13 protein-coding genes are annotated in these 12,206 nt (G+C 61.9%); 8 read left to right on the forward strand and 5 right to left on the reverse strand.

Annotation, left to right across the window (positions count from 1 at the left end):
• Positions 1-197: 197 nt before the first annotated feature.
• Complete coding sequence (locus tag J1G37_RS28655) at positions 198-572, reverse strand: GFA family protein (RefSeq protein ID WP_207047143.1); 375 nt, start codon at positions 570-572, stop codon at positions 198-200.
• A 146-nt stretch (positions 573-718) separates the two neighbouring features.
• Here J1G37_RS28655 and J1G37_RS28660 point away from each other — a divergent pair, with 146 nt between their 5' ends.
• Positions 719-1,327: a LysE family transporter gene (locus J1G37_RS28660; RefSeq protein ID WP_207047144.1), complete on the forward strand. Its 609-nt coding sequence runs from the start codon at positions 719-721 to the stop codon at positions 1,325-1,327.
• 97 nt (positions 1,328-1,424) lie between these two features.
• On the forward strand, positions 1,425-3,713 hold the full coding sequence (metE, locus tag J1G37_RS28665; RefSeq protein ID WP_207047145.1) for a 5-methyltetrahydropteroyltriglutamate--homocysteine S-methyltransferase: 2,289 nt from the start codon (positions 1,425-1,427) through the stop codon (positions 3,711-3,713).
• A gap of 133 nt (positions 3,714-3,846) precedes the next feature.
• Here the strand turns inward: metE and J1G37_RS28670 are convergent, their stop codons facing one another.
• Positions 3,847-5,001, reverse strand: coding sequence for a DUF1624 domain-containing protein (locus tag J1G37_RS28670; protein ID WP_207047146.1), 1,155 nt, complete (start codon positions 4,999-5,001; stop codon positions 3,847-3,849).
• 206 nt (positions 5,002-5,207) lie between these two features.
• Here J1G37_RS28670 and J1G37_RS28675 point away from each other — a divergent pair, with 206 nt between their 5' ends.
• Positions 5,208-5,744: a DUF924 family protein gene (locus J1G37_RS28675; protein WP_207047148.1), complete on the forward strand. Its 537-nt coding sequence runs from the start codon at positions 5,208-5,210 to the stop codon at positions 5,742-5,744.
• A gap of 93 nt (positions 5,745-5,837) precedes the next feature.
• On the forward strand, positions 5,838-6,470 hold the full coding sequence (gene yfcF, locus J1G37_RS28680) for a glutathione transferase (RefSeq protein WP_207047150.1): 633 nt from the start codon (positions 5,838-5,840) through the stop codon (positions 6,468-6,470).
• A 4-nt stretch (positions 6,471-6,474) separates the two neighbouring features.
• Here the strand turns inward: yfcF and J1G37_RS28685 are convergent, their stop codons facing one another.
• The gene (locus J1G37_RS28685; protein WP_207047152.1) at positions 6,475-6,720 is read right to left on the reverse strand and encodes a hypothetical protein; all 246 of its coding nucleotides are present in this window, start codon (positions 6,718-6,720) and stop codon (positions 6,475-6,477) included.
• A gap of 133 nt (positions 6,721-6,853) precedes the next feature.
• On the opposite strand from J1G37_RS28685, the gene J1G37_RS28690 reads away from it, so the two are divergent.
• Entirely contained in the window at positions 6,854-7,498 is a 645-nt protein-coding gene (locus J1G37_RS28690; RefSeq protein ID WP_207047154.1) for an ATPase, read from the forward strand.
• 33 nt (positions 7,499-7,531) lie between these two features.
• On the forward strand, positions 7,532-7,873 hold the full coding sequence (locus tag J1G37_RS28695) for a hypothetical protein (RefSeq protein ID WP_124528414.1): 342 nt from the start codon (positions 7,532-7,534) through the stop codon (positions 7,871-7,873).
• A gap of 128 nt (positions 7,874-8,001) precedes the next feature.
• On the opposite strand, the gene J1G37_RS28700 is transcribed toward J1G37_RS28695, so the two are convergent.
• Both J1G37_RS28700 and J1G37_RS28705 read right to left on the reverse strand, forming a co-directional pair.
• On the reverse strand, positions 8,002-8,748 hold the full coding sequence (locus tag J1G37_RS28700; RefSeq protein ID WP_207047156.1) for a creatininase family protein: 747 nt from the start codon (positions 8,746-8,748) through the stop codon (positions 8,002-8,004).
• A gap of 30 nt (positions 8,749-8,778) precedes the next feature.
• Positions 8,779-9,492: a murein L,D-transpeptidase catalytic domain family protein gene (locus J1G37_RS28705; protein WP_207047158.1), complete on the reverse strand. Its 714-nt coding sequence runs from the start codon at positions 9,490-9,492 to the stop codon at positions 8,779-8,781.
• 39 nt (positions 9,493-9,531) lie between these two features.
• Here J1G37_RS28705 and J1G37_RS28710 point away from each other — a divergent pair, with 39 nt between their 5' ends.
• Together J1G37_RS28710 and dapF are read left to right on the forward strand one after the other, a co-directional pair.
• Entirely contained in the window at positions 9,532-11,109 is a 1,578-nt protein-coding gene (locus J1G37_RS28710) for a L,D-transpeptidase family protein (protein WP_207047160.1), read from the forward strand.
• A 38-nt stretch (positions 11,110-11,147) separates the two neighbouring features.
• On the forward strand, positions 11,148-11,954 hold the full coding sequence (gene dapF / locus J1G37_RS28715) for a diaminopimelate epimerase (RefSeq protein WP_207047161.1): 807 nt from the start codon (positions 11,148-11,150) through the stop codon (positions 11,952-11,954).
• Positions 11,955-12,206: the final 252 nt, after the last annotated feature.

The raw sequence follows: 12,206 nt of genomic DNA on the forward strand, positions 1-12,206 counted from the left end.
CTCAATAACCAGAGTGGAGAGGTGGATGGCAGCTTAGGCTCCCACACGTGCTTCAAGCACCGCTGTCGGTCAGCTTGCCATCCACCGCTCTCATCCACAGTCTAATCCCGGCGAAAGACACAAGCTGTCGAGCTTTAGCGAGGCTGCGAAGGCGGCGGCACTGCTGGTAGAAGTGTCGCCTGACCCACCGTTGACCTTCATTCAGCCCATGCCGCCTTCGATTCAATGCAGCTGTGCGCCTGTTTGTGCGGAATAAACGGGGTGTCGAGCGTGCCCAGCGCAATCGAAATCCACTCTGGATAGAGCCCGTTGGCATCCTGCCAGAACAGCGATGATCCGCACGCGAGGCAAAACTGGCGAGTGACACCCGGTGAGGATTCATAGCTTTTCAGCGTATCTGCAACAGCCTGGATGCTGACGGCGGAGCGGGGCGCACTGGCGTAACTGGCAAACGCAGCGCCATGGCTTTTCTGACATTTGCGGCAATGGCAGTGGGTGACGGCCTTGAGCGGTGCAGTGACTTGATACGTGACTGCGCCACAGAGGCAACTGCCTTGGGTAACGGCATCCATGTTGGTTTCGATCCTGAAAGGGGCAGACAAGCACTATACCTGTGGCGAGGGAGCTTGCTCCCGTTAAGGGCGCAACCACAAACGTACAAGAATCCCCCCAACCCCCCTCAGTAGACTCGCCACACTTCCTCTACTGCAGGTCTTCCATGGACATCTTCCTCTACGCCTTCAGCGTCATGTACAGCCCTGGCCCAGTAAACTTCATGGGCCTCAACGCCGGCCTCACCGGCCAGTTCCGCCGCTCCACCGGGTTTTTCATCGGGGTGGGCTGCGCGATGCTGCTGTTGTTTGTGCTGTTTGGCTACACCGGCGAGGCGATCATTTCCCAGGCGGCGCTGCCATATATCTCGCTGATTGGCGGCGTGTACACGCTGTACCTCGCCTATCAGGTGTTCACGGCGCGCACGGTGGTGGATGAAACGGCTTCAACCGTGCCCGTCAAAACCCTTACGTTCTGGAACGGCCTGGTGATCCAGTTGCTCAACCCCAAGGGCATCATGGCGGTGTTGCCGATCACCAGCGTGATGCTGCCGGCGGCGCATATCACCGGGGTGTCCATTGCGCTGGTTTCGGCGGTGCTGGCCTTTGGCGCGTTCGGCGCGCCGTGGATTTACGCGTTGCTGGGGGCGCTGCTGGGGCGGCGGATCAATGGCACGTCGGCGTTTACGCTGTTCAACCGGTGCATGGGTGTGGCGCTGGCGGTGTGTGCGTATTTCATGTTTCACGCGTTCTATATCCATTGGTTCTCAACATGAATGGATCTTGTGATGATCTAGAATAATATGAGTTTGTCTCACTATCGCCGTGTGCCGACAATAGCTGCCATACATAACGACATCGGAGTTGTAAGTCATGGCAGTCGCTCATTCCCTGGGATTTCCGCGCATTGGACGCGATCGTGAACTGAAAAAAGCGCAGGAAGCGTTCTGGAAGGGCGAGCTCGACGAAGCCGGCTTGCGTGCCGTTGGCCGTGACCTGCGCAAGACCCATTGGGACCTGCAAAAACAGGCCGGCATCGAATTGCTGCCCGCCGGTGATTTCGCCTGGTACGACCAGGTGCTGACCCACTCGCTGATGTTTGGCGTGATCCCCGAGCGCTTCCGCCCGGCCGATGGCCAAGCCACGCTGCAGACCCTGTTCGGCATGGCCCGTGGCGTCAGCGACAGCTGCTGCGGCGGCGCCCACGCCCAGGAAATGACCAAGTGGTTCGACACCAACTATCACTACCTGGTGCCTGAATTCAGCGCTGACCAGCAGTTCCACCTGGGCTGGGATCAACTGTTCGAAGAAGTGCAGGAAGCCCGCGAGCTGGGGCACAACGTCAAACCCGTGGTGATTGGCCCGCTGACTTATCTGTGGCTGGGCAAGGCCAAGGGCGCTGATTTCGACAAGCTGGACCTGCTCGATCGCCTGCTGCCGCTGTACGGCCAGATCTTCCAGCGCCTCGCCGACCTGGGCGTGGAGTGGGTGCAGATCGACGAGCCGATCCTGGTGCTGGACCTGCCGCAAGACTGGAAAAACGCGTTTGAGCGTGCCTACAACCTGATCCAGCGCGACCCGCTGAAAAAGCTCGTGGCCACCTATTTTGGTGGGCTGGAAGAGAACCTCGGCCTGGCCGCCAACCTGCCGGTGGATGGTTTGCATATCGACCTCGTGCGCGCACCGGAACAGTACCCGACCATTCTCGACCGCCTGCCGGCTTACAAAGTATTGTCCCTGGGCGTGGTCAACGGCCGTAACGTCTGGCGCTGCGACCTGGAAAAAGCTCTCGCTACCTTGCAACACGCCCATGACAAGTTGGGTGACCGCCTGTGGGTCGCGCCGTCCTGCTCGTTGCTGCACAGCCCGGTCGACCTGGCCCGCGAAGACAAACTGGATGGCGAGCTGAAAAGCTGGCTGGCGTTTGCCGTGCAGAAGTGCGCCGAAGTGGCGGTGCTGGCGCAAGCGGTCAATGAGCCTGAAGCCTCCAACGTGTTGGCCGCTTTAGCGCAAAGCCGTGCGGTGCAAGCTGCCCGCGCTGCGTCGCCACGCATCCACAAACCTGCCGTGCAAGCCCGCGTTGCCGCGATCACGGCCAAGGACAGTCAGCGCCAGTCGCTGTTCGCCCAGCGCATCGAGAAACAGCGCGCCGGCCTCAACCTGCCGGTGTTCCCGACCACCACCATCGGTTCGTTCCCGCAAACCGCGTCGATCCGCCTGGCGCGCCAGTCGTACAAGGCCGGCAAATTGAGCGAAGCCGAATACGTCGAAGCCATGCACAGCGAGATCAAGCACGCCGTCGAAGTGCAGGAAAACCTCGGCCTGGACGTGCTGGTACACGGTGAGGCCGAACGCAACGACATGGTCGAGTACTTCGCCGAGCAGTTGGACGGCTATGCCTTCACCCGCTTTGGCTGGGTCCAGAGCTACGGTTCACGCTGCGTGAAACCGGCGCTGATCTTCGGCGACCTGAGCCGCCCGAAGGCCATGACGGTGGAGTGGATCCGCTACGCCCAAGGCCTGACCCACAAGGTGATGAAGGGCATGCTGACCGGTCCCGTGACCATGCTGATGTGGTCATTCCCGCGCGAAGACGTGAGCCGCGAAGAACAGGCGCGGCAACTGGCCCTGGCCATTCGCGACGAAGTGGTGGACCTGGAAGCCGCCGGTATCAAGATCGTGCAGATCGACGAAGCCGCCTTCCGCGAAGGCTTGCCGTTGCGCCAGGCGCAGTGGCAGCACTACCTGGACTGGGCCACCGAAGTGTTCCGCCTGTGCGCCTCGGGCGTGCGCGATGAAACCCAGATCCACACGCACATGTGCTACAGCGAGTTCAACGATGTGATCGAAAGCATCGCGGCGATGGACGCCGACGTGATCACCATCGAGACCTCACGGTCGGACATGGAGTTGCTGGACGCGTTTGAAGCCTTCGCCTACCCGAACGAAATCGGCCCGGGGGTGTATGACATCCACTCGCCACGGGTGCCGGATGCGTCGGAAATGGCCAACCTGTTGCGCAAGGCGGCCAAGCGGATTCCAGCTGAGCGCTTGTGGGTGAACCCGGATTGCGGCTTGAAGACCCGTGGCTGGCCGGAGACGGAGGCGGCGTTGATTCATATGGTCACTGCTGCTCGCCAACTGCGTGCCGAACTGGCCTAACACCGCCTGAACATGTGGACACCGGCTTCTGTGGGAGCTGGCTTGCCTGCGATAGCATCACCTCGGTGTGTCTGATGTACCGAGGCGCCTGCATCGCAGGCAAGCCAGCTCCCACACAAGAGCAACCGAGTGTTCAGAGGTATTTGAGCCAGGCCAAGTCGCGGCGCCGCGCCTTGATCCCGGCGAACCAACGCACTGGCGGATACAGTGCAATCGGCAACAGCAGCGCTACCAGCCACACCGCGCCAATGCCATCGAAGCCAAAGTAGCTGCCATGGTTCAAGCCAAACAACGCAACACAAGCAACATAAAGCACTTTCAACACATACAAATGCAGCAGATAAAAGAACATCGGCGCCGCCCCAAACGTCGCCAGCATGCCAATCCAGCGCTTATGCCCCGCACGCTCAAACGCCAGCAACAGCAGCAACCCCATCCCCAAGGTGAACGCCAGGAACAACAGCGAAGGCGGATACTTGGTCACGTTGAAGAAACTCATCAGCGTCTGCACACCACTCTCATACGCCTGCCAAGGCTTTTCGCCGTAGCCATTGAGCGCACGCAACAGCACAAACCCAACCAACGCCCCCACGCCCGCCAGCGCCAGGTATCGCTGACGCAGCGCCGGCTGCACGCCGTTGGCAAACCACGGGCCCAGGCCATAGCCCAGCGCAATCACGCCAATCCACGGCAACACCGGGTAGGTGATGCGCAGGCGCAGGCTGTCACCTACCTCGATCCAACTGCGTTCATGCAGGATCGCCCAACCATTTTGCAACATCGAACCTGGCGCGAAGTGCAGGCCGTCCAGCAGATTGTGCCCGCCAATCAGCGCAATCGCCACGGCGAACAACAGCGGGCGCGGCAGCCACACCAGTGCGGCAAGGGCGAGCATGCTCACGCCAATCGCCCAGATCACTTGCAGGTAGATCACGCTGGGCGGCAGTTGGAAGGTCCAGGCGAAGTTGACCAGGGTGAATTCCAGCACCACCAGGAACAACCCGCGCTTGAACAGGAACGCCGATACGTCGCGGCGGCCTTGGTATTTCTGGCCGTACAGCCACGCCGACAGCCCGGTGAGCAAGACAAACACCGGGGCGCACAGGTGGGCGAGGGTACGGCTGATAAACAGCGCGGGCTCCGTGCTGTCGATACTCATCGGGTCGCTGACCTGGCGGTGCAGCAGGAAGGTTTCGCGCACGTGATCCAGCAGCATGAACAGGATCACCAGGCCGCGCAGGGCGTCGATGGAAAGCAGGCGTTGGCGTAGGGGAGCAGCGTCGGGCATGGGTGAAGTCACAGGGCAGGGGAGAAGTTGGGTGTTATTCTATAACATTAAACGGTGGGAGCGGGCTTGCTCGCGATGAGGGTGTGTCAGCCCAAGCATTTGTTGACTGACACACCCCCATCGCAGGCAAGCCAGCTCCCACATTGGGCCGCGTCGTCTGTTCGATTCTGCTAACGTCTGCCAGATCGCTTTCGCAGGTATTCACCATGACCACCGCAAAATCCGTCATCGACTTCTGGCAAAACGCCGGCCCCCAGCGTTGGTTCGCCAAGGACGAGGCCTTCGACGCCAGCTTCCGCGACACCTTCCACAGCGCCCACCTGCAAGCCGCCCGCCGCGAGCTGGAAAACTGGCTGGACTCGGCAGAAGGCGCCCTGGCCCTGCTGATCCTGCTCGACCAATACCCGCGCAATGCCTTTCGCGGCACGGCCCATATGTTCGCCACCGACCCGTTGGCCCGCCTGTATGCCGGGCGCATGGTCGACGCTGGGTGGGATCAGTTGATCAAGCCCGCCTTGCGTGCGTTCTGCTACCTGCCGTTCGAGCATTCGGAAGACCCGGCGGACCAGCAGCGTTCCCTGGCCCTCAACCAGACGCTGGACGCCAACACCTATCACTGGGCCAAGGAACACGCGGAGATTATCCAGCGCTTTGGGCGGTTTCCTCATCGCAACCAGGTGTTGGCCCGCGCCAGCACTGAGGAAGAGCAGGCTTTTTTGGACAAGGGTGGGTTCGCCGGGTAGGTCATTCCCGCCAGGAATGCCCCTATAAAAACCTACCATTGTCTTTCCCGTCACAGATCTCGTAGCGTGGGCTTTCATCCGAGGAGACCCGCCATGCACCCACCGTCGCTGCGCTTGTACGTCGATAGTCTGTTCACCAGCCCCTATGCAATGTCAGTGTTTGTGGCCCTGCGGGAAAAAGGCCTGGCCTTTGATACCTTGACCCTGGACCTGGACGCCGCGCAAAACCAGACGGCCGATTTTGCCAGGCTGTCTCTGACCCAGCGCGTGCCTACCCTGGAGGAGGGCGATTTTGCACTGTCGGAATCGTCGGCGATCACTGAGTATCTGGAAGAGGCGTATCCCGAGCCAGCGGTATACCCGGCCGACCCCAAGCAGCGCGCACGGGCGCGGCAGGTGCAGGCGTGGCTGCGCAGCGATTTGCTGCCGATTCGCCAGGAGCGTTCGACGCTGGTGGTGTTCTGCGGGCAGAAGATGCCGCCGTTATCGCCCGTGGCCCAGGTGGCTGCGCAAAAGTTGATCGCTGCGGCGCAAACATTGTTGGCCGATAACCCGGACTACCTGTTCGGCACCTGGTCGATTGTCGACGTGGACCTGGCCGTAATGCTTAATCGCCTGATCCTCAACGGCGACAGCGTGCCCGCCGAGTTGGCAGCGTATGCGCAACGCCAGTGGCAACGGCCGTCGGTGCAGGCCTGGGTCAACCTGCCGCGGCCTGCGCTCTAGGGCGTTACAGCCATTCCTGGGCGACGCGGCGGTCCAGGTCTTCCCAATCGGCCATGCCCAGCACGCGCGTGGTGTTCAAGCCGCGCAGGTAGCCGCGCAACTGTTGGGCGCTGGCGCAGCGTTGATCGGCGTCGGCCGTTTCGTCCTGCAATACGCTTTCATAATCGACCAGGTAATCGGCGACCCGCTCGCGAAACTCCGGTAGAACGGCTTCGCGGATGCGGTCGAAGGTTTTCTGGTGGGGCTTCATGGTCGGGTCCTTATCTATTTTTTATGTAGGCACTATCGGTTCAGATAATAGTCACCATCACCGATTGCAAGTTCTGTTTTTTTCGCAGAAGCGCAAAATTGCCCCATCGAAACGCTGTTCAAGGAAATGCGCGATGAGGACGATAATTCAGTTGGCATTGATGGCCCTGATGCTGGGCACTGTGGCGGTGAACAACGCAGCGATGGCCGATGAACTGCGTACGAGCCATTTGCTACCCATCGACGCTAGCGTAGACTCCCTGCAGCACGCGCAGTCGGTAGGTGTGTTGTTGAGTGATAGCACCCGCGACAACCTCAGCTACCTTGAACGCTATCACGACATGGCCTTGAACGGCGCCAAGGATGCCCTCGACGAGCGTATCCGCCAGGCGTTCGTCAACAGCTCCGACCCGGAACTGGCCATCGATTGGCTGATGGGTTCGCTGCAAGGTGCCTTTGTCTCGGTGACGGTCTACGACACGCTGGATGCCTTGGTGCAGGCGCACCCGGATGTGGTGGTGATGCTCGACACCCACAATCAACTGCTGACCCAGCGTAATGACAGGGTCGAGGCACGGTTTATTGCGCGGTTCTATAACGCGAACCTGCAATACATCGCCAAGGCCGAAGGCTCGGTGTACAAGCAAGTGCCGTCGGTGTGGGTGCATGACAAGGCGGCGCCCGAGATTGCTGCACAGATCGAGCAACAGCGGGATGTTCAGCAAGCGGCCTTGCGCCAGTTTGACGCATCGCTCAAGGCGTTGGTCCAAGCCGGTTGATGTGAATTTTTTGATTATTTTCCAGGAATTTTTATGCGCTCTTTTTTCGTCCCGGCCCTGGCCTTTGCTTCGTTGTGGCTGGCCGGTTGTGTGTCTGCTCCCAATGCGCCGACGCTGACCCTGCAAACCGCTAAGACCCCCGAAGGTTATACCCAATGCGTGCTGCCCAAGCTGGAAAAGCACGGCATCACCTCGACGGTCACGCAGAACTCGCGCCACGCCAAAGTGGTGTTGACCAGCAAGATTGCCGCGGATGATGTGCTGGAGGCGTACAAGACCCAGGATGGCACCAAGGTGTTCCTGTATGAGCGCAAGCCGTTGGCATCGACGCTGACGCCGTCGCGGTTGGAGTTGGTGGCGCAGGAGTGCAAGTAACAGACACACAAACAAACCCTGTGGGAGCGGGCTTGCCCGCGATAGCGGTGTGTCAGCCGACAAATGCTTGGGCTGACACACCCTCATCGCGGGCAAGCCCGCTCCCACATTTTTGATTTGTGTGTGGCCTAGGGCTTGGCTTCGTTGCTGAAGTTGCTGACCGTCGCGATCAACCCCTTCGCCGCCAACGCCACCAACTCACCGCCTTTCTCCACCGTCGCCAGTGCCGGGTCCGAGCCCATGCGCCCGTCGGGGAAGCGTGCGCGGAAGTCCAGCGCTTCGCGGATCGGTCCGGTATTGGCGATCTGCGGCGAGTACTCGGCCGATTTGATCGACTCCGGGTAGGCCCACTGCGTCACCGCAATCTCCGACGGTGTGGCGTGGCTGCCGTGGCCCACCGGGAATTGCTGGTGGGCGAGGTCGTTGACGCCTTCCAGGTCCCACCAGTTCACCAGCTTCAAGGCAAACCCGGCCGGGCGGCGGGCGAAGCTGGCTTCGGCGTACAGCTCGGAAAACGCGGCTTCAATCGTGGCGATGTTGCCGCCGTGGCCGTTCAGGAACAGGATCTTGTCGAAGCCATGCCCGGCCAGCGAACGCACCCAGTCGCCAATCGCGGCAATAAAGGTGGAAGGGCGCAGCGAAATGGTGCCGGGAAAACCCAGGTGATGCTGGGCCATGCCGATATTGAAGGTCGGGCCGATCAGGATGTCGGCGTTCTTCTGCGCCTCATGGGCGATGATCTCCGGGCACATCCAGTCGGTGCCCAGAAGGCCGGTCGGGCCGTGTTGTTCGTTGGAGCCGATGGGGATCACCACCGTACGGCTGCGCTCCAGAAACTGCCCGATTTCGATCCAGGTGGATTGGTGTAGAAGCATGCGTTGCTCTCTTTTATCGGTGGGGACAGGCTATCCGCCACGGATTGTACGACTACTCGCCACCTGTTGGGGTTTGCAGTTGAGGTACGTCGAGGACTTCAACCAATGCTGGTCCGGGTACCAGGAAAACATGAACTGGCCATCTTTGAGCTTGTCCACCACCTGGCGCGCCACCTGCGGACGCACGGCCGGGCACCCCTGGCTGCGGCCGATACGGCCTTCGCGCTTGCTCCACAACGGGCTGACGTAGTCGGCGGCGTGGATCACGATGGCGCGGTCGCGGGCCTGATCGTTGAAACCTGGCTCCAGGCCATCCATGCGCAACGAATAACCGTGGGTGCCCAGGTAACTCTCCTGGGTGCGGAACAAGCCTAGGCTGGACTGGTGGCTGCCCTCGCGATTGGAGAACTGGGTGGCGAAGTTTTCCCCGGACTTGGCGCCATGGGCCACCAGGTCGCGCAGCACCAGGGTCTTTTTGCGCAGGTCGAAGATCCACAGCCGACGGGCGGTCGAAGGCTGGGAGTAGTCAATCACTGCCAGGCGCTCGGAGCGTTCCTCGCCATTATTGACCGCACACTGCATGGCGCTCAGGGCGCTTTTCAATACAGTGGGATTGAGTTCTGGAGCCGAGCGCGCCAGGCTGCTATACAAGGTAGGAGGGTTGCCATTGGCGGCGAGGGCATTCGTGCCCAACGCGGCCAGGCTCACGGTGATCAAGCCGAGGCGGCACAAAAAAGTCAGCATCTACAGTACATCCCCCCGCTGTGGATTGGAGCAAAGCCATTGTTCAAAAAACACGCATGTTACTTGAGCATTTGCCTGCTCGTTGCACCATTGGTCGCGACAGCCGACGAGCTGCCGGTGGAACCTGTGCCAATTGTTTCCGCCAGTCCGCTGCAACAAGCGCTGGCGGCACTGCCTGCGGTGTGCCCCCATCTGGCGCCGCAGATCGATGCTGCTGCCCAGTCGCGCCTGCAAGCGTTCTACCAGCAGCAGGGCGATGTGCCGCTGTGGCCCGCCGAGCGCCGGCAGGCATTGCAGGCCCAACTGTCGTTGCTTGCCGACGACGGCCTGGACCCCAACCACTATAGCCTGCCTGCACCAGACGCCACGGCCAACGTGCTGTGCAGCGATATCGACAGCAGCCGCCAGTACCTGCAAGCCCTGCAGGATTTGCACTACGGCCGCCTGCAACAATCGCGCTTCGAACCGCTGTGGCACGCCCAGCCGCCGACCCGTGACCCGAACACCGAAGTGCTGGCCTTCGCCGCCACTGGCCTGCAAGACATGACCCAAGGGTTTGACCAGGCCCGCCCCAGCGCCGATTTGTACCGCAGCCTGCGCAACACCTATGCCACCGTGCGCCTGCAACCGTTGCCGCACTGGGACCCGATCGCCAGTGGCCCACTGCTGCGCCCTGGCAAGGAAGACCCGCGCGTGCCGGACCTGGCGCGGCGCCTGGTCAGCGGTGGCTACCTGGCCAGCGCGCCGAGCGGCAAGCTCTATCGTGATGAGCTGGTCAAGGCGGTCAAGGCCTTCCAGCTCAGTCACTCCTTGCAAGCCGATGGCGTGATCGGCGCCGGCACGGTGACAGAGTTGAACATCAGCCCGGCAATGCGCCGCGAGCAACTGCGCATCAACCTCGAACGCTTCCGCTGGCTGGCCCAGGACCTCGAGCCCGAGGGCGTGCTGGTCAACGTCGCCGCCGCGCAACTGAGCGTGTACCAGAGCGGCATCCCGGTGTGGCAAACCCGCCTGCAAGTGGGCCGCGCCGAACGCCAGACGCCGCTGCTCAAGTCGCGCATCACCCGGCTGACCCTCAACCCCACCTGGACCATCCCGCCCACCATCATGCGCGAGGACAAACTCCCGGCGATCCGCCTCAACCCCGAATACCTGCGCCAGCAGAACCTGCAAGTGCTCGACCCCGAAGGCCGCCCGCTGGCGCCCGAACAGATCGACTGGGCACGCCCCGGCAACATCCTCCTGCGCCAGGAAGCCGGCCCGCGCAACCCGTTGGGCAAGATCGTGATGCGCTTTCCCAACCCCTACTCGGTGTACCTGCACGACACCCCCAGCCAACCCCTGTTCAGCAAGGGCCCGCGGGCATTCAGCTCGGGCTGTGTGCGGGTCGAACAGCCGTTGATGCTGCGCGACCTGCTGGTGACCCCGGCCGAGCGCGCGCGCACCGATGAACTGCTGGCCAGCGGCGTGACCCATGAATTCAGGCTGGCCACGCCGGTGCCGGTGTTGCTGGGCTACTGGACCGTGGAGGTCGATCGCCAGGGTAGCTTGGTGTACGCGCCGGATATCTACTCGCGGGATTTGGCGCTGATGAAGGCGATGGGCGCGACGCTTTAGCTCTCTACTTTCCTTACCGGCCGACCACAGGACAAACCATGCCTTTGCCGTTCGTAAAAATGCACGCCCACGGCGACGACTTCATCATCGTCGACCGCCGTGGCCAGGACGACCCGATTACCGCGCAAATCGCCCGCCGCCTGGGTAACCGCCATACGGGCATCGGCTTCAACCAGCTCGCCGTGTTGCTCGATTGCGAGGATGCGGCGGCGCGGGTCAAGTTCTGGAACCCCAACGGCACGCCATTGCAAACCTGCGGCAGCGCCGCCCGTGGCGTGGCGGATCGCTTGATGCAGGAAACCGGCAGCGACTCGATTGTGCTGCGCACCGACCGCGGCTTGCTGACCTGCGTGCGGGCGCCGGGGCGGCAGGTGTCAGTGAACATGGGCGAGCCATCGCTGGACTGGGCGGCCGTGCCGCTGGCCGAGGCCATGGATACCCGCACCTTGCCGCTCGCAGGCGAGCCGGCGGCGTGCAGCATGGGCAATCCGCATTGCACGTTTTTTGTCGATGACATCACGGCTATCGACGTGGCGGCGGTGGGCCCGGCGTTGGAGCAGCACCCGTTGTTTCCGGCCAAGACCAATGTGCATTTCGTGCAGGTGCTGGACCGTGGGCACATCCGGCTGCGCATCTGGGAGCGCGGGGGTGGTGTGCCGCTGGGGTCGGGGTCGTGTTGTTGTGGGGCGGTGGTCAATGGCATCCGCCGTGGCTTGCTGGATGCCAGGGTTCAGGTGCAGTGCGATGGCGGTACGGTGACGGTGGAGTGGGCGGGTGAGGGGGGTGTGGTGTTGACCGGGAGTGTGGAGCCGGTGATGCAGGGTAATGTGTTTGGTATCGGTTGAAGGTAGGCAGTTGAAGGTGGGGTGACTGGGCGGCCGTCTTCGCGAGCAAGCCCGCTCCCACAGGGGATTGGGTTTGCAGGTTGGGGCAGGTGTACACAGTTCAGGGATTGGGTTTGTAGTTCAGGGCAGGTGTACACAGCTCAAAATGTGGGAGCGGGCTTGCCCGCGAAGGCGGCCTGTCAGTTAACACAGATGAAGCTGACCCACCGCTATCGCAGGCAAGCCAGCTCCCACAGGGGATTGGGTTTGCAG

The organism is Pseudomonas sp. Marseille-Q1929, assembly GCF_017316265.1.
GTDB lineage: Bacteria > Pseudomonadota > Gammaproteobacteria > Pseudomonadales > Pseudomonadaceae > Aquipseudomonas.

Coding starts and splice junctions, on each gene's coding strand:
- J1G37_RS28655 (WP_207047143.1), bottom strand. CDS start 572: ATGGATGCCGTTACCCAAGGCAGTTGCCTCTGTGGCGCAGTCACGTAT.
- J1G37_RS28660 (WP_207047144.1), top strand. CDS start 719: ATGGACATCTTCCTCTACGCCTTCAGCGTCATGTACAGCCCTGGCCCA.
- metE (WP_207047145.1), top strand. CDS start 1,425: ATGGCAGTCGCTCATTCCCTGGGATTTCCGCGCATTGGACGCGATCGT.
- J1G37_RS28670 (WP_207047146.1), bottom strand. CDS start 5,001: ATGCCCGACGCTGCTCCCCTACGCCAACGCCTGCTTTCCATCGACGCC.
- J1G37_RS28675 (WP_207047148.1), top strand. CDS start 5,208: ATGACCACCGCAAAATCCGTCATCGACTTCTGGCAAAACGCCGGCCCC.
- yfcF (WP_207047150.1), top strand. CDS start 5,838: ATGCACCCACCGTCGCTGCGCTTGTACGTCGATAGTCTGTTCACCAGC.
- J1G37_RS28685 (WP_207047152.1), bottom strand. CDS start 6,720: ATGAAGCCCCACCAGAAAACCTTCGACCGCATCCGCGAAGCCGTTCTA.
- J1G37_RS28690 (WP_207047154.1), top strand. CDS start 6,854: ATGAGGACGATAATTCAGTTGGCATTGATGGCCCTGATGCTGGGCACT.
- J1G37_RS28695 (WP_124528414.1), top strand. CDS start 7,532: ATGCGCTCTTTTTTCGTCCCGGCCCTGGCCTTTGCTTCGTTGTGGCTG.
- J1G37_RS28700 (WP_207047156.1), bottom strand. CDS start 8,748: ATGCTTCTACACCAATCCACCTGGATCGAAATCGGGCAGTTTCTGGAG.
- J1G37_RS28705 (WP_207047158.1), bottom strand. CDS start 9,492: ATGCTGACTTTTTTGTGCCGCCTCGGCTTGATCACCGTGAGCCTGGCC.
- dapF (WP_207047161.1), top strand. CDS start 11,148: ATGCCTTTGCCGTTCGTAAAAATGCACGCCCACGGCGACGACTTCATC.